Below are 18,353 nucleotides of genomic sequence, written 5' to 3'. Positions count from 1 at the left end.
TCAGACTTTGTTAACGATTCTCAATGTAGAACCACTATATCTACGAATCGTTGCCGCGCCTGAGAACTAAGGTCGTCTCGCTGAACACGGCATCTTGAGGTTGCTTGGGTATAGAGCCTAATTAATAATCTTCACGCTCAATTTCACGTGCGACTTTTTTCCCATCAATGATCACGCCTTCAACATCAATGTATACACCATTTAAGGCTTCTAGTTTTAAGTTATCTTCAAACTCAGTGTAAGCATCAACATAGAATGTTTCATCAGCGATTATGAAGTAATCGTAGCCTACTGAAGACACATGACCTTCACGCTCAAATTCACGCCAATTACCCGTTTCGCCACCAAAATCACGATCAAATTCGATTTCTTTCGCAACTCCGTTAACTGCAGTCACTTCAACAAGCTCACCTGCAACTAAATTAGCTTTATTACCATCTTCAAAATGAGTTTGTGGATTGACAACAAATCGTCCACGGGCATTTAACTCAAACTGAGATTTATCACTGTTTACCCAAGTCACAATACCTTCAATCTCATGATCATTGTCCGAAGAATCATACGTTTCTACTTCAACTTCAGTTGCATGAAACTCTTTATTGATCATTTGGCCTTTCACTTCAACCCACTGGCCATTCATCAATGTAGCGTTGTCTTCAATAACCTGTGGAGTAAAGAAAACGGTTGTACTTGCACCTAGTTTGAAAGTGTTTGTATTTTGATCTAAATCGCTTAGTCGACCTTCAATTTCATATTGCCCAGCGACATCATCTTGCTCGATTTTAACTACTGATAAAACTTTATAACCAAGGCCATCAGCTGTTGCTTGTGGCAGTGAAGACACCATCACCCAATCATTAACATCAAACTCAGCATTCATATCAAACGTTAACGTTACGCCATTTACCACAAAGGTTTTACGATCATGGCTAATCGATGAAATCATACCAACCATTGTTGGTTCAATAGACACCACAGCACCGCTTTTGGTCAGTGTTGATACTTCAACCATCATATTTTGTTTGAGGTTATTAATAGATAGCTCATTGCTACCGTATTGAACACGCTCAACCTGATATGTATGTCCGTTAACTTCCACTGTCTTGTTGGCATAATTAACTTGATTAATAGCACCTTGTGCAGCTACAGGTTTTACATCTACAACTGGTGGAGGTGTTGGCTTACTTTCATCACTACCACCACCGCCGCCACAACCTGTCACGACAAAACCAACCAACGCTGCTAATACTAACTTTTTCATCAACTAACCTTATAATTATGAATATTGTTTTATTGATAAATAGAATAATATTGCGTTCGTGAAGTATTCGTGAAAAACATAAGGTCAATCGTGAAAATTCTTATTGTTGATGATAACTACCAAATTGTTGAAACTATCTCTGACTATTTAGAGCTTGAAAACAATATTGTTGATTGCGCTTATCATGGCGAAGGCGCCCTAAAACTTATCGAAGATAACCATTATGATGTGATCATCATGGATATCATGATGCCTAAAATTGATGGTATTTCTGCTGTTGAAAAAATACGTGCAGATCTTCTGTGCGGTACGCCTATTCTATTTCTATCCGCCAAAGATACATTAGATGACAAAATCGCTGCATTTAGAGCCGGTGGTGATGATTACTTACTCAAACCTTTTGCCATGGAAGAGTTATGTCTACGTATTCAAGCGCTAGCAAATCGAGGACAGCGTAAAGATATTGGTATTTTACGTTTTGCGGATATTCAAATTAATAACCAAACTGATGAAGTACGTAGAAACGATCAGGTTATTAAGTTAAGCCGTATTCAACTTAAGATTCTTAAGCTACTGATCCGTCAAGCGCCTAACATTGTCACTCGCCAGCAAATCATGGAAACCATCTGGGGTGATGAATCACCATGCAGTGATGCATTACGCAGCCATATTTACGGCTTACGCAACGCCATTGATAAAGGCTTTTCTGAATCACGATTAGAGACTATTCATGGACAAGGTTACCGCATCAAAGCTTAAGCACTATCCAAGTATCTATCGCAAAGTCGGATTGAGTGTCAGTTTCATGGCATTCAGTATGTTTGTGCTTTTTTGGATCGTCATTTATATCGCTGAGAACCAATTAGAAGTGATCAGCCTCCACCATTGGTTAGATAAAGAATCCAGCCAATATGTGATCGACTATGACAAGATGGGCGATCAAGCTCCATTGCCAAACAATAGTGAATTTAAAAGCTATTGGAGCCTAAAATCATTACCTGAATGGTTAGCACCTTATAATAAACCTGGCTTTTATGAGCATTTACGAGGCACTGAAGATAAACACTTTATTGTGTTTAAGCACCCTTCAGGCAAAGGCTTGATGTATGTGGTATATCAAGACGATGCCGATGACTATCTTGATGATTATGAAGATAGTCTCCATTATTTCACCTTTATTTTTGGAGCATTACTTTCATTAATCATGGGAGCATACAGTTTTTACTTTATTCGTTCGCTATCGAACCCATTTGCTCAGATCGAGCGAAAAATCGGCCAAATGCAGCCTAGTCATAACGAATTTAGTATTGATACACAGTACAAAGAAACCAGAGAGATCGAACAAGCGTTACTTGATAGTAAACGTGAAATTGCCAATTACTTTCAGCGGGAAAAAGAGTTCAGTCGCTTTGCCTCTCACGAACTACGTACACCCATTATGATCATTCAAGGCTCAGCGGACTTACTCGATAAAGTGCCTAACCAGCCAAACATTGCTAAAAAAGCCATTAAACGCCTGCACCAAGCAAGTGATGAAATGAAGATCTTAACAGAAACGTTTTTGCTATTAGGTAAGCATGAAATCGAATCTCACCATTTAGTAACTTGCCATCTTGCAGGTGAATTAGAAAAACAATTGGACATCATGGCACCACTGTTTGCTAAGCAAGATGCACAGTACCAATTAAACATTAGCAATCCTTGCACTATTACCGCTCCATCAAGTTTTATCACTATTATTATTAATAACTTAATTAAAAATGCATTTAGCTATAGTGTGGGTGACATTATTATCGAGTTAAATGAAGATACCCTTAAAATCATCAATCGTCATGATGGCAATGAGACCTATAATCAAGGATATGGTTGTGGTTTGGTGATTGTTCAACGTATTTGCGAAAAAATGCACTGGCCGTTTTACATCAGTAATGATTACGTCAATTTCAATGTGGAAGTCGAATTTTCATCGCCAACAAATTAAGGAAAATTAATGGCTATACGATCACTATTCTTCACAATACTCATGACAGCGCTCAGTGGGTGTACGACAGGCAAACCAGAAACTATCACGCCAGTTTCCTCTTTTGATCTCAATAAGTATCTCGGTACTTGGTATGAAATTGCCCGCCTCGACCATAGCTTTGAGCGTAACTTAGATCATGTCACGGCTACTTACAGCATAAATGACGATGGTAGTGTGAAAGTGATAAATAAGGGATTAAATACACAAACACAGCAATGGAAAGAAGCAGTAGGAAAAGCCAAATTCGTTCAAACACAAGATATTGGTTACCTAAAAGTTTCGTTTTTTGGCCCTTTCTACGGTAGCTATATCATTTTCTATTTAGAGCCTGACTATTCCACCGCACTGATCAGTAGCTATAACTATGATTATCTCTGGCTATTATCAAGGCATAAACAACTTAGCAAAGAGCAACGGCAAAAATACCTTATTATTGCTAAGCAAGCGGGTTTTGATACTGCTAAGTTAATATTCCCCACTCAATAAAAACAAAGCCACAGTAAGCATGATTACTGTGGCTTTTATTTATGCATGAATTTTAGTGCAAGCCCATTTCTGAGCCTCTTCTAATGGCATCGGCTTGGCAAAATAATAACCTTGAATAATATCAATACCGCAACCAGCAACAAACTGCTCTTCAATTTCTGTTTCGACACCTTCCGCCACCAGCACACAACCTGTTACTTCGCTGATTTTAGCCAATAACTGATAAAGATTTTTCTCTCGCTCATTTTGCGTATTCAATAATAATGAGCGATCGAGCTTCACTTTATCGAAGTGAAACTTCAGCAAATGCGGGAAAGACGCATAGCCAGAGCCGAAGTCATCAATGGCAACCGTGATCCCTAATGCTTGTAACGCTTCGATATTTTTTGCGATCTGTTTGTCATTGGTAATAATCGCTTCTTCTGTGATTTCAATTTCTAAACTAGATGGCTCAATATCGTAAAAACGTAAACGCTCTAAAACGAAATGAATAATCGCAGGATCGGCAATACTCTCTGCAGAAATATTCACCGACACTTTGCAACCATGCTCAAGTGGCAATTTTTTCATATCGGTTAACACCAGATCAATCACCATTTGATCTAGCTGCTTAATAGCACCCAATTGATAAAAGTCATCAATAAACACAGGTGGAATTAACTTACCTGTTTTATCTTTATAACGTACCAAAGACTCAAACGATAAATGTGATGGATCATTAACATTAACCTGAGGCTGGTAATGCATCACAAACTCACCGTTATTCAGCATATTGTTCACACGACGACTAATATCATGCTTGCTGATGTAACTTCCCATCGCTTTATTCACATCACCTAAAAATGACTTCAGCGTTGAGCTTTCTATTTCAGACTGACGCGTCATTGTCATATTACTTTGACGGCTTCGCCCTACATAATTTAAATAAAATGGACGATAAATCAGTACCCCTAACGTGATCACCACAAACTGGAGTACTACCCCACCAATGCTATTTTGTGTCGCAATATAACCACTGATAAATGGTGGCGTCATCCAGTCAACAATAGTGCCAACATGGTTTACCAAGCCAAGTGACATCGCACTATAAACAACAACAAAGCTAACTAACGGTACAAAAACAAACGGTACGATCAACAACGGGTTAAATATGATAGGTAAACCAAACAACAATAACTCGTTAATATTGAAAATCACTAACGGGATCGCTGAAATAGCTAAGGTGATATGGCGGCGATCCTTTGAGAATAATAAAATACAAAGTAATAAACTGATTGTATTACCCGAACCGCCCATTGACATGAAAGCATCGTAAAAACCCTGCCCCAAAATCGGTAACGGCGCATCCCCGGCTTGCCATGCAGCTAAATGCAGTTGAGTATCTTCAAATAATTGCTGTTTTGCTCGAAATAGGAAGTTATGTCCATTGATCCCAACAGCCCCTAATAAACCAAGAATAAACTGATAAGCTAATCCGCCAAAAAAGGTCAACGGGTTCAATGCAATATATTGGCTAGCGCCTTTACTTAACTCAATAACATGTTCAGTTAACTTTGCAAGCAGTAGCGTTAATAAAAGAAAACCAAAGAAATGGGCTACGTGCTTATATAACGTTTTAACAAAATCAATACGCGATGGATCTAATGGAAATAGGCGAAATGATACACAACACATAGCTGAGATCATCGCTGCCAGTAACGCAATTAATGGGTTATTAGGTAAGCTAAAATTAGCTGCCACTAAACCATTTGGCACGGATACAGCAATGAACATTAATAATGAATAAGGCACCACAACCATAGCATTAACGCCATGCTTAGTCGCAATGTAATAACTCGTAATAATGCATAATGTAATAGGATAAATACCTATTAATAAGTTAGAAAAATAAAAAAACTTATTAGCAGCATCTGCAAAATCAGCAATATTTAGAGCATGACCGACGAAAATAGTGATCGCATTACAGATCGTTAACGGTAATAGCAATAAAAAGACGATCGAGATATCTTTAATGTAGTCATTATAGTATGACTTCATTGACGCCATTTTAAGCATATAAAGATGTGCACCTTACAATATTCCAAGGTCGCAAATTATATAGACGAAAAGGTATACAACAACAAAGAAACTGTTAACGAACGTAACAGGCATTAATAGTTATTAATACTCACCCTGTTTAATATAATGATTAAAATAACGGCAATAAAAAAGCTGAAACCATCGATAAACATCAATCAGTTACAGCTTTATTAATAACTATTTAGTACTGAATTAAGCGTTTTCTTTTTCGAATTTTGCCATAAAATCGACTAACGCTTGAACGCCTTCTAACGGCATCGCATTGTAAATAGATGCTCGCATACCACCAACAACACGGTGACCTTTCAGCGCTTTCAAACCTGCGGCATCTGCTTGTTCTAAGAATAGCGCATCAAGCTCTGAATTCTTTAACTGGAATGGCACATTCATGATGGAGCGGTTATCAGCATGTACTTCATTTACATAAAAGTCAGAGTGATCGATAAAATCATAAAGTAACTTTGCTTTCGCTAAATTACGTTGCTCCATGGCTTCGACACCGCCGACAGTTTTTAGCCATTTGAATACTTTACCCGCTAAATACCATGCAAACGTTGGTGGAGTATTGAACATTGACTCTTTATCAACTAAAACCGTGTAATCTAAAATACTCGGCAAAATTGATTTAGCTTTACCAAGAAGATCGTCACGAACAATCACAATCGTTAAGCCTGCTGGACCAATATTTTTCTGCGCACCAGCGTAAATCACACCATATTTTGAAACGTCGATTTTACGAGACAAAATCGTTGATGACATATCGGCGACAATTGGCTTATCTGTTTGTGGTAGGTCACGAATTTCAATACCATCAATGGTTTCATTTGGACAGAAATGAACGAATGCAGCATTATCAGATAAAGGCCATTGTTCGGCAGGAAGTACTGCTTTCTTCCCTTCTTTCTCGCAAGTGATGTCTACAATATTTGGCTGGCAATACTTTGTAGCTTCTTCAATTGCACTGTGAGCCCAAAAGCCACCATCCATATAATCAGCTGTTTCAGCATCACCTAATAAGTTAAGTGGAACAGCAGCAAACTGAGCACGAGCACCACCATGACAGAACAGAACATGGTAGTTAGCTGGAATATCAAGTAAATCTCGTAAATCTTGCTCAGATTGTGCAGCCACAGCAAGAAACTCTTTGCTACGGTGGCTCACTTCCATAACAGAAGTACCTAGACCATTCCAATTAATAAGCTCACTTTGAGCTTTGGCGAGAACATCAGCGGGGATCATTGCTGGTCCGGCACAAAAGTTATAAACCTTATCCATGATAGTGTACTTGCTCCTGCTTGGGGAAATAGAATGAAAACTATTGCTTTATAAAGCTAACAACGCCAAATACATAACGTCTTTAGCATTACAAAACACATAAGATAAATATCACTACCAAGATAGGCAGCAATGCGTTGTTTTTACACCTTTATTAATCAACTTAAAAGTTTTTATTATAAATTGCTAGCCTGTTGATCTAAGCAAGACAAAAAAATAGCAGCAGTACTTATGACACATTTAGTGTTATATGCGGTAATTATGAATGGTTATAGCGTTTGAAAATGGCTTAGTTAAAAACAAAAATACAACTCAATGATCGTTTAAGAAAAAACAAAATATTATCTAGAATTACTCATCCATGACTAAATACAGGGTTAAGCCCCTGATCCTTTTATCGATATATAAAAAAACAGCTACAGTAGAAACTGTAGCTGTTTATCTATGAAGTATTGAGCTTAAGACTTACTCTTGCTCAGCTGACTCGTCTGAATCTGTATCAGCAGCAGGTTGCTCTGTATTTTCAACAGCCTCACCATCAACTAATTCAGCGTCTTCAATCAACTCTTCTTCAGGCTCATCGATGCGCTGTAGACCAACAACTTGCTCGTCATCAGCAGTACGGATCAATGTAACACCTTGTGTATTACGGCCAACACGACTCACTTCAGCAACACGAGTACGTACAAGTGTACCGCCGTTAGTGATCATCATGAACTCATCGCCTTCTTCCGCTTGAACAGCGCCAACAACGCTACCGTTACGTTCAGAGACTTTGATTGATACAACACCCTGTGTTGCACGGCTCTTCGCTGGGTATTCAGCAAGCTCGGTACGTTTACCGTAACCATTTTCAGTTACAGTCAGTACATCACCCTCGTTGTGAGGAACAATAAGTGAAACCACTTTATCGCTTTCAGCCAGTTTAATACCACGAACACCTGCCGCTGTACGACCCATGCCACGTACTTGCTCTTCAGAGAAGCGAACTACTTTACCCGCTTTAGAGAACAGCATGATGTCATTCTGACCATCAGTGATATCAACACCAATTAGGGTATCTTCATCACGAAGGTTAACAGCAATGATACCTGCGCTACGTGGACGGCTAAAGTCTGTTAGCGGTGTCTTCTTCACTGTACCGTCAGCGGTTGCCATAAATACAAACTTATCAGCTTCGTATTCACGTACAGGAAGGATCGCAGTAATACGTTCATTTTCTTCAAGTGGAAGAATATTTACGATTGGCTTACCACGTGCAGTACGGCTCGCTAATGGTAATTGGTATACCTTCAACCAGTACATACGGCCACGGCTAGAGAAACATAGGATCGTATCGTGAGTATTGGCAACCAGTAAACGCTCAATGAAGTCTTCTTCCTTCATGCGCGTTGCTGCTTTACCTTTACCACCACGACGCTGTGCTTCGTAGTCGCTTAGAATTTGGTACTTAACGTAACCTTCGTGAGATAGTGTTACTACAACATCTTCTTGGGTGATCAGATCTTCCATATCGATGTCGTGGCTAGCCGCAGTGATCTCAGTACGACGTGCATCGCTGAACTGCTCTTTCACTAACTCTAGTTCTTCGCGGATCACTTCCATCAAGCGCTCTGAGCTTGAAAGGATGTGCATTAGTTCTGCGATTTCATCAAGTAGTGCTTTGTATTCTTCAAGGATCTTTTCGTGCTCAAGGCCAGTTAGCTTGTGCAGACGTAGATCAAGAATTGCTTGTGCTTGTTGCTCTGTTAGATAGTACTGATTATCACGAATACCAAACTGTGCTTCTAGCCATTCTGGACGTGCCGCATCTGTACCTGCACGCTCAAGCATTGCAGCTACGTTACCTAGATCCCAACCACGTGCAATTAAGCCAGCTTTCGCTTCTGCAGGGGTTGGAGCACGGCGGATCAGCTCAATGATTTCATCAATGTTAGCCAGTGCTAATGCAAGACCTTCAAGGATATGAGCACGATCACGCGCTTTACGTAGTTCGTAAATTGTACGACGAGTCACCACTTCACGACGGTGGTTAACGAAGCACTTAAGCATCTCTTTAAGGTTAAAGATCTTTGGCTGACCATTATCTAGTGCAACCATGTTGATGCCGAATGTGGTTTGTAGCTGAGTCTGTGCGTAAAGGTTGTTTAGTACCACTTCACCCACAGCATCACGCTTACATTCGATAACAATACGCATACCATCTTTATCAGATTCGTCACGTAGTGCACTGATGCCTTCAACTTTCTTATCTTTAACTAGCTCAGCAATCTTCTCGATTAAGCGAGCCTTGTTAACTTGGTACGGGATCTCGTGAACAACAATGGTTTCTTTACCATTCTTATCCGCTTCAATTTCCGCTTTAGCACGCATGTAAACTTTACCGCGGCCAGTTTTATAAGCGTCAACAATCCCTTTACGACCGCTGATCATCGCAGCTGTCGGGAAATCAGGACCTGGAATGTATTCCATTAGCTGATCAATGGTGATGTCTTCATCATTGATGTAAGCCAAACAACCGTCGATGACTTCGCCTAAATTATGAGGTGGAATATTTGTCGCCATACCTACAGCGATACCAGAAGAACCATTCACTAGTAAGTTAGGGATCTTAGTTGGTAATACTGCTGGAATTTGCTCTGTACCATCGTAGTTAGGTACATAATCCACAGTTTCTTTGTCTAAATCAGCAAGTAACTCATGCGCGATTTTAGCCATACGAACTTCGGTATAACGCATCGCAGCTGCAGAGTCGCCGTCGATTGAACCAAAGTTACCTTGACCATCTACGAGCATGTAGCGCAACGAGAATGGTTGAGCCATACGTACGATAGTGTCGTACACAGCGCTATCACCATGTGGGTGATATTTACCGATCACATCACCTACCACACGGGCAGATTTTTTATATGCTTTATTCCAGTCATTGCCTAGTACATTCATCGCGAATAAAACGCGGCGGTGTACAGGCTTAAGGCCATCACGCACATCAGGAAGAGCACGACCTACGATTACTGACATCGCATAGTCGAGATAAGAGCTTTTCAGCTCCTCTTCAATATTTATGGGCGTGATCTCTTTTGCAAGATCGCTCATGGAGCCAATATCCCTCAGGTAATTTCTGTCGTATTTTTATACGTGCAAGGCGTAAGAATATAGCATATTACAGCCTTAATAGGCACACCTTTCACGACTTATGTTGTGAGTAATTTAGCGGAAATGAAAGAAAACAGAAATAAACGATGTCACAACTGTGAATAGAATATATGCATCTGTTTATAAATTACGCATTATTAGAAAAATAACTCAAACCATAATGTAACTATTCTAACCTACCGAATATGTAACGGTTTGTAAAAATTAGACTGATAACTTAATTATTAATTGTACGCATTGCAATTGGTTAATGAATCCACAAATTGAGAGTTGTCGCAATTTTTACAATAGTATTCTCTATCAAAATATGTTTGTAAGCTTCACCGATATATGCAACTCACAACGTACAATACCCGATACATGGGGATTGTACATCTTCATCATGGACTAATGAGGATACGATCATGGGTACTGCAATCAACACGATAGGGCTTTCAATCATTGTTGGTAAATACATTTTAATGGCAATTATTGCGACACTCACTTTTTTTGGGCGGCACTATTAGTCCCGAACTGCTGCCTGCTACACTGACTCACTTTAATGATTAAACCTATGTCACACGCTAACTAGTAGCCAATCGATGTTAATCCCTTGGCTATTTCTCTCCCTTAACAATCCTCCCCCTCTGCTTATTACTGCTTTGCAACGTTTCGAATATTTCGCATAATGCGTAGTATCAATTAAGGAAAATGGCATCAATGTAATGAGCAAACCACTAAATGTAGATCCTGCTGAGATCAGTAAATTCGAAGATATGGCCTCACGTTGGTGGGATCTTGAAGGTGAATTCAAACCGCTTCACCAAATCAACCCGCTTCGTCTTAACTATGTTATCGATCATGCTAATGGTCTGTTTGGCAAGAAAGTGCTCGATGTTGGCTGTGGTGGCGGTATTCTGGCAGAAAGTATGGCAATTGAAGGTGCTGAAGTTACAGGTCTTGATATGGGTAAAGAGCCCCTAACCGTTGCTCGTTTACATGCTTTAGAAACAGGAACAAAGCTCGATTACATTCAATCAACAGCTGAAGAACATGCAGAAGAACATCAAGCCTATTATGATGTGATCACTTGTATGGAAATGCTTGAGCACGTACCTGATCCTGCGTCTATCATTGCTGCTTGTGCAAAAATGGTAAAACCTGGCGGGCATGTTTTCTTCTCTACCTTAAACCGTAATATTAAGTCTTACTTATTTGCGATTGTAGGTGCAGAGCATGTGATGCGCTTAGTCCCTAAAGGGACACATGATCATGAAAAGTTTATTCGTCCATCTGAGCTTATGGCTATGATTGATAAAACCGCATTAGAAGACCGCCATATTATTGGTTTGCACTACAATCCTCTGACAAATACTTACAGCTTAGGTAAGAATGTTGACGTGAACTACATTGTTCATACCCAAAAACAAGATTAACCAGTATTAGTCACCATTTAGGCTTCAATATAGATAACAAGGTATTGAAGCCTAATAATGCAACTTTTGTAGCCCATAATTTTTCATCTCCCATCGAAACATACCAGTAACATCCCCCCAATATGTTATGCACATAATGACTCAAAAAATTCCTGTAAGATCAAGGGTTACTTTGGATTAATTGATATTAATCACAACAAATCATGAACTCCTAAAACTGCGAAATTTCAATAAAAAAATATTTTTTTTATCACTAAAATATCACCTTAAAATATTGCAATTTGCTATCTAATTGATGGCATTAGTGAGTTACGTAAGTAGGCACTGACTTTTTTATAAAAATCCCCATCTTATCCACAGCTGGTCAAAAAATGTCGTCTTGCAAAAATCTGAAATCACCACTATCTTGTAACCACTTTGACAGCACACCCCAATATATAGTGTTTTTGTCTACCAAGAATTTTTATCAAAGATCACATTCTTTGCTAATCTAGTTATAAAAGTTGCAAAAAAAGCTCATATGCAAGGAAAACTGGGAAACTAACTAAAAATGACTCAACAACTAACAGTTACCAAGCGCGACGGTCGTACTGAAAATATCGATTTAGATAAAATCCACCGCGTGATTGAATGGGCAGCAGAAGGTTTAGAAAACGTTTCTGTGTCTCAAGTAGAATTAAAGTCTCACATCCAGTTTTACGATGGAATCCGCACTGATGATATCCATGAAACAATCATCAAAGCAGCAGCAGATTTAATCTCTGAAGAAACCCCTGATTACCAATACCTTGCAGCACGCTTGGCAATTTTCCACCTACGTAAAAAAGCGTATGGTCAGTTTGAGCCGCCAAAGCTATATGAGCACGTTAAAAACCTTGTTGCTAAAGGTAAGTACGACGAGCACTTATTAGAAGATTACACAGAAGAAGAATTTGCAGTGATGGATACCTTTATCGATCACTGGCGTGATATGAACTTCTCATACGCAGCGGTTAAACAACTTGAAGGTAAATACCTTGTTCAAAACCGTGTATCAGGTGAAATTTTTGAAAGTGCACAGTTCCTATACATCCTGATCGCAGCAGCGCTATTTAACAAGTATCCAAAAGAAACGCGTCTTGATTACATCAAGCGTTTCTACGATGCAGCGTCACTATTTAAGATCTCACTACCAACACCAATTATGTCAGGTGTTCGTACGCCAACGCGTCAGTTCAGTTCATGTGTACTGATCGAATGTGACGATAGCCTTGATTCAATCAACGCAACAGCAAGTTCAATTGTACGTTACGTATCTCAACGTGCTGGTATTGGTATCAACGCAGGTCGTATTCGTGCGCTAGGCTCTGAAATCCGTGGTGGTGAAGCATTCCACACTGGTTGTATCCCTTTTTACAAGTACTTCCAAACAGCGGTGAAATGTTGTTCTCAAGGTGGCGTACGTGGTGGTGCAGCAACTCTGTTCTACCCTATTTGGCACCGTGAAGTAGAATCACTACTTGTACTTAAGAACAACCGTGGTGTTGAGGAAAACCGTGTTCGTCACATGGATTACGGTGTTCAAATCAACAAACTGATGTACACACGTTTGATCAAAGGCGAAAACATTTCTCTGTTCTCTCCTTCTGATGTTCCAGGAATGTACGATGCATTCTTTGCAGATCAAGAAGAGTTCGAGCGTTTATACCTAAAATATGAGCAAGATAGCAGCATCAAGCGTGAAACAATCAAGGCAATTGATTTATTCTCACTACTCATGCAAGAGCGTGCGTCAACAGGCCGTATTTACATCCAAAACGTTGACCACTGTAATACACACAGCCCATTTGATCCGGCTGTTGCACCTATTCGTCAATCTAACCTGTGTCTTGAGATCGCACTGCCGACTAAGCCACTGAACAATGTTGAAGATGAAAACGGTGAAATTGCACTATGTACGCTATCTGCATTTAACCTAGGTGCTATCGATAGCCTTGATGATTTAGAAGAACTAGCAGAACTAACGGTTCGTGCCCTAGATGCACTACTAGATTACCAAGACTACCCACTACCGGCTGCGCGTCGTTCAACCATGAACCGTCGTACACTAGGTGTTGGTGTGATCAACTTTGCTTACTACTTAGCAAAACACGGTGTTCGTTACTCAGACGGTAGCGCAAACAACCTAACACACGAAGCATTTGAAGCCATTCAATACTACTTGCTAAAAGCTTCTGTGAACTTGGCAAAAGAGCAAGGTGCTTGCCCTGCATTTAATGAAACAACTTACGCTCAAGGTGTACTACCTATCGATACTTATAAGCAAGATATCGATAAGATTTGCTCAGCAGAACTACGCTACGATTGGGAAACATTACGTGAAGAGATCAAAACTCATGGTCTACGTAACTCAACACTTTCTGCGTTAATGCCATCAGAAACATCATCGCAAATTTCAAATGCGACAAATGGTATTGAGCCACCACGTGGTTTCGTTTCTGTTAAAGCATCAAAAGATGGTATCCTCAAGCAAGTTGTTCCTGAGTACGCTAAGTATAAAGAGAACTACGAGCTACTATGGAATATCGGTAGTAACGACGGTTACCTACAACTTGTGGGTATCATGCAGAAATTTATCGACCAAGCTATCTCGGCGAATACTAATTATGATCCGAGCAAGCAGCCTGGTGGTAAAGTTCCTATGAAGCTACTACTTAAAGATCTACTAAATGCTTACAAACTAGGTGTGAAAACACTTTACTACCATAACACTCGTGACGGTGCCTCAGATAGTCAAGGTGATATGGCTGCAGACGATTGCACTAGTTGTAAAATTTAATTATTAAATGGGAGCCTCATGGCTCCCCTTTGATTTGAGGAAATCATGGCTTACAGTACTTTTTGTCAAATCCGCAACGATCAATTAAAAGAGCCAATGTTCTTTGGTCAATCGGTGAATGTTGCTCGCTACGACCAACAAAAATTTGAGATTTTCGAAAAACTCATCGAAAAACAACTTTCTTTCTTCTGGCGTCCAGAAGAAGTTGATGTGTCTGGCGACCGTATCAACTACAACAATTTACCAGATCATGAAAAGCACATTTTCATCAGTAACCTGAAATACCAAACGCTACTTGATTCAATTCAAGGCCGTAGCCCTAACGTTGCGTTGCTGCCTATCGTTTCTATCCCTGAGCTAGAAACTTGGATTGAAACTTGGTCGTTCTCTGAAACTATCCACTCACGTTCTTATACGCATATTATCCGCAATATCGTTAATAACCCTTCGGTTGTATTTGACGATATCGTCGAGAATGAACATATCATTAAACGTGCTGGCGATATTTCTAAGTACTACGATGCATTAATTGCTGCAACGAATGATTACCACCGTTTTGGTGAAGGTAACCACTCCGCTGACGGTGTTCCATTTACTGTTAGCCTACGTGAGCTGAAGAAAAAGCTCTACCTTTGCTTAATGTCAGTTAACGCACTAGAAGCAATCCGTTTCTACGTGAGCTTTGCTTGTTCATTTGCTTTCGCTGAACGTGAACTTATGGAAGGTAATGCGAAAATCATTAAACTGATCGCACGTGATGAAGCACTGCACTTAACTGGTACTCAGCATATTCTGAATCTACTACGTACAGGTCAAGACGATCCTGAAATGGCTGAGATTGCAGCAGAATGTGAGCAAGAGTGTTTCGATATCTTTAAATCTGCCGCTGAGCAAGAAAAAGATTGGGCAGATTACCTATTTAAAGATGGCTCTATGATTGGCTTGAATAAGCAGATCTTGTGTCAGTATGTTGAATACATCACGAACCTACGTATGTCTGCAGTAGGTCTACGCCCTGCTTACGAAGGTGCAACGCAAAACCCAATCCCTTGGATCAACTCTTGGTTATCTTCTGATAACGTACAGGTTGCTCCTCAAGAAGCTGAAATCAGTTCATACCTTGTTGGTCAAATCGACAACGATGTAAGTGCTGACGATCTTGGTGACTTCGAACTATGAGTCAATTAACCATCAAGGTTAATGGCGTGGAGGTTCATGGTAATAGCCATGAGCCTCTGCTCAAGCAGCTAGAACAAGCAGGTGTTCAACCTGAGTATCAATGCCGTAATGGTATGTGCGGTGCTTGTCGCTGTAAGTTAAAACAGGGCGCTGTTGACCAACAAGATGCCCTTGCTTTTATTGCACCGAATGAAATTCTTACCTGTCGCTCAGTACCTAAAAGTAATGTTGAGATCGAATTTGACTATCAACTTGCTACCGTCAGCGAACCAATAAAAAAGGTAGCTCAATAATATTGAGCTACCTTTTCTTTATCAGGTTTAATCTTTGTTCTAAGGCTTCTTCACACACATTACGTGGTAAACACCATCTTCAACTTCTGTCCCTTCGGTTTCATGTTCAAAGCCAGGGAATTCTTTATCCCACACTTCTAAACTATGTAAGTAACCAATTTGCGGGCTACTATCATCACCAAAGTTTTCCCCTGACATTAACATTGGAATACCTGGTGGATATGGAATCACTGCATTCGCTGCAACACGACCTTGCAGTTTATGAGATGGCACCATTTCAACATTATCATCAACGATCGCTTCAAAAGCCGCACGAGGCGTAATATCCGCTTTCGGTAATGTTGAATAAGCCGCATTGAGCATTTCTGATGGCGTATGTTGCTTCAAATAACCGAACATCTTATCACCCAGATCTTTAAGACCTAAATGTCCATACACATCAGGATGCGCTGCCACTAAATCAGGTAACGCATTTTTCAATGGCGTATTGTTGTCGTAATGCGTTTTAAAGCTAAGTAAGGTATTAACCAAGGTTGCCCACTTACCTTTGGTGATCCCCATAGAGAATAAGAACATCACTTGGAAATCTGTGGTACGTGTTGGGACAATACCAAAACGGGTTAAGTATTGTGTGACAAGTGCTGCCGGTACACCGCTATCTAGCAACTTACCATCATCCCCCATGCCTGGTGCGAGGATACTCACTTTAATTGGATCGAGCATACACCAGTCGGCTGGGATATCATCAAAGCCATGCCATTTATCACCCGGCTTCATTACCCAGAAGTCTTGGTTAGTCGCAACTAGCTCTGCAGGTGCATCTTCAAAGTCATAGACTTTACCTGTTTCAGGATCAGTAATGGTTTCTGCATTCCAAGGTTTAAAGAACCAGTCTCCATCGGCTGTAAACTCACGGTATAAACGCCCCATTGCCTGACGATAGTCTACTGCTTCTTTAATCACTTCTTGTGTTAACGAATGTCCACGTCCACCATCCATTTGCGATACCGCAATATCATTCGATGCGCTGATCGCATACAAAGGTGAAGTGGTTGCATGCATCATGTAAGACTGGTTAAAACGCTCAAAGTTAATGTGGTCTTTACCGTAACGGATATGGATCCAAGAGGCTTGAGAGAGCGCATTCAGTAATTTATGGGTAGAGTGTGTTGCAAATACTGTCGGTGCATCTGGATCTTCAACAGGTTCACCACGCATCGCAAAGTGATCGGTGTAAATCGGATTAAAACGCGCATAACCATACCAAGCTTCGTCAAAGTGAATACGGTTACTACTTTCCGCTAAAATATCTTGTGCACGTTTAGCGTTATAACATAAACCATCATAGGTACAGTTAGTGACTACGGCATACGTTGCTTGAGTACCGGCTTTTGCTTTTGTGAGTTCGCTACTTTCTGCAGCTTTTTTTAACCCTTCTGGTGACATTTGATCGGGGTAAATTGGCCCGATAATACCGTAACGGTTACGTGTCGGTACCATATAAACAGGTAATGCCCCAGTTAACATCAACCCCTGCTCAATAGACTTATGACAATTTCGGTCACAAATTGCGAGAGTATTCTCTCTCATACAAATTTGCATAATGGTACGGTTCGCGCCGGATGTCCCTGTCACCAATGAGTAAGACTTATCAGCACCAAACACTTTTGCTGCATAGTCTTCACTTTCACCAAAAGCGCCAGTGTGATCGAGCAGTGAACCTAATGAGCCACGTTCAATACCCATATCTGAGCGAAATAGCCCTTCACCGTAATAGTTATAGAAACGTTGCCCCGCTGGCGTTTTCCTAAACCCTACACCACCTTGGTGACCGGGCGCAGCCCATGAATACTCATGGATATCGTCGTATTTCATCATCGCAGAAGCGAGTGGTGGTAATAATTGCTCACGGTAGCGATCCATCGCTGCTATCGCACGTCCGGCAATAAAGTCTGAGGTGTCTTCTAAAATCCACGCAAACTCATCAACCTGCGACATTAATTCGCGATTAACACAGAGAGTTACTTTCTTTCTCTCTGCCAATAGGAAAACTGGCACCCCTTCTTGGCGTTGATTTAATTTATCAATCAAAGAGAAGAACATATCGTTCTCTTCTTTTTGCTGCCCCGTCATACTTGATGTCAGCATTAAACAGTCGATAGCAAGATTTACATTTAAAATAGAGTAACAATCATCATAAGACGATGCAGTTAGCACATTGATCGATTCTTTTTTAAATTCTTCAATTAAACGATCAATCGCATTCGCAATCACCCCTGTTTTCTGAGAATTATCAAATACTAAAACTCTCTTATGTTTCCCGTAATTAAGCATATAAATATCCTGTTATATTTAAGGTTTATAACGA

At 40.2% G+C, this 18,353-nt stretch carries 12 protein-coding genes; 7 read left to right on the top strand and 5 right to left on the bottom strand.

The window, feature by feature from the left end; genetic code table 11:
• Nucleotides 1-121 precede the first annotated feature (121 nt).
• Entirely contained in the window at nt 122-1,261 is a 1,140-nt protein-coding gene (locus Q7657_RS14575) for a DUF5666 domain-containing protein (RefSeq protein ID WP_107165050.1), read from the bottom strand.
• 90 nt (nt 1,262-1,351) lie between these two features.
• On the opposite strand from Q7657_RS14575, the gene Q7657_RS14570 reads away from it, so the two are divergent.
• The 3 genes from Q7657_RS14570 to Q7657_RS14560 are packed head-to-tail and all read left to right on the top strand — an operon-like array spanning nt 1,352 to nt 3,770.
• Nucleotides 1,352-2,020: a response regulator transcription factor gene (locus Q7657_RS14570; RefSeq protein WP_107165049.1), complete on the top strand. Its 669-nt coding sequence runs from the start codon at nt 1,352-1,354 to the stop codon at nt 2,018-2,020.
• Complete coding sequence (locus tag Q7657_RS14565; protein ID WP_107165048.1) at nt 1,992-3,242, top strand: sensor histidine kinase; 1,251 nt, start codon at nt 1,992-1,994, stop codon at nt 3,240-3,242. The genes Q7657_RS14570 and Q7657_RS14565 overlap by 29 nt, the downstream gene beginning before the upstream one ends.
• A gap of 9 nt (nt 3,243-3,251) precedes the next feature.
• Complete coding sequence (locus Q7657_RS14560) at nt 3,252-3,770, top strand: lipocalin family protein (RefSeq protein WP_107165047.1); 519 nt, start codon at nt 3,252-3,254, stop codon at nt 3,768-3,770.
• Between the two features lie 39 nt (nt 3,771-3,809).
• Here Q7657_RS14560 and Q7657_RS14555 read toward each other — a convergent pair whose 3' ends face one another.
• The 3 genes from Q7657_RS14555 to gyrA all read right to left on the bottom strand — a co-directional run bounded on the left by Q7657_RS14555 (nt 3,810) and on the right by gyrA (nt 10,220).
• On the bottom strand, nt 3,810-5,825 hold the full coding sequence (locus Q7657_RS14555) for an EAL domain-containing protein (protein ID WP_107165046.1): 2,016 nt from the start codon (nt 5,823-5,825) through the stop codon (nt 3,810-3,812).
• A 216-nt stretch (nt 5,826-6,041) separates the two neighbouring features.
• The gene (serC, locus tag Q7657_RS14550) at nt 6,042-7,124 is read right to left on the bottom strand and encodes a 3-phosphoserine/phosphohydroxythreonine transaminase (protein ID WP_107165045.1); all 1,083 of its coding nucleotides are present in this window, start codon (nt 7,122-7,124) and stop codon (nt 6,042-6,044) included.
• Between the two features lie 465 nt (nt 7,125-7,589).
• On the bottom strand, nt 7,590-10,220 hold the full coding sequence (gene gyrA / locus Q7657_RS14545) for a DNA topoisomerase (ATP-hydrolyzing) subunit A (protein ID WP_053988340.1): 2,631 nt from the start codon (nt 10,218-10,220) through the stop codon (nt 7,590-7,592).
• Nucleotides 10,221-10,984: 764 nt separating this feature from the next.
• On the opposite strand from gyrA, the gene ubiG reads away from it, so the two are divergent.
• From ubiG to yfaE, 4 genes are all read left to right on the top strand, one after another.
• On the top strand, nt 10,985-11,695 hold the full coding sequence (ubiG, locus tag Q7657_RS14540) for a bifunctional 2-polyprenyl-6-hydroxyphenol methylase/3-demethylubiquinol 3-O-methyltransferase UbiG (RefSeq protein ID WP_053988341.1): 711 nt from the start codon (nt 10,985-10,987) through the stop codon (nt 11,693-11,695).
• A 550-nt stretch (nt 11,696-12,245) separates the two neighbouring features.
• Nucleotides 12,246-14,513, top strand: a complete 2,268-nt coding sequence (gene nrdA / locus Q7657_RS14535; RefSeq protein ID WP_023932814.1) for a class 1a ribonucleoside-diphosphate reductase subunit alpha — start codon at nt 12,246-12,248, stop codon at nt 14,511-14,513.
• Nucleotides 14,514-14,558: 45 nt separating this feature from the next.
• Complete coding sequence (gene nrdB / locus Q7657_RS14530; protein WP_107165044.1) at nt 14,559-15,692, top strand: class Ia ribonucleoside-diphosphate reductase subunit beta; 1,134 nt, start codon at nt 14,559-14,561, stop codon at nt 15,690-15,692.
• Complete coding sequence (gene yfaE, locus Q7657_RS14525) at nt 15,689-15,985, top strand: class I ribonucleotide reductase maintenance protein YfaE (protein ID WP_107165043.1); 297 nt, start codon at nt 15,689-15,691, stop codon at nt 15,983-15,985. The genes nrdB and yfaE overlap by 4 nt, the downstream gene beginning before the upstream one ends.
• A gap of 39 nt (nt 15,986-16,024) precedes the next feature.
• Here the strand turns inward: yfaE and adiA are convergent, their stop codons facing one another.
• The gene (gene adiA / locus Q7657_RS14520; RefSeq protein WP_107165042.1) at nt 16,025-18,319 is read right to left on the bottom strand and encodes an arginine decarboxylase; all 2,295 of its coding nucleotides are present in this window, start codon (nt 18,317-18,319) and stop codon (nt 16,025-16,027) included.
• Nucleotides 18,320-18,353 lie beyond the last annotated feature (34 nt).

The organism is Candidatus Photobacterium acropomis, from assembly GCF_030685555.1.
GTDB lineage: Bacteria > Pseudomonadota > Gammaproteobacteria > Enterobacterales > Vibrionaceae > Photobacterium > Photobacterium lucens.
The sequence above is the reverse complement of the archived record's forward strand: the minus strand, read 5'-3'. Positions and strand labels throughout refer to the sequence as shown.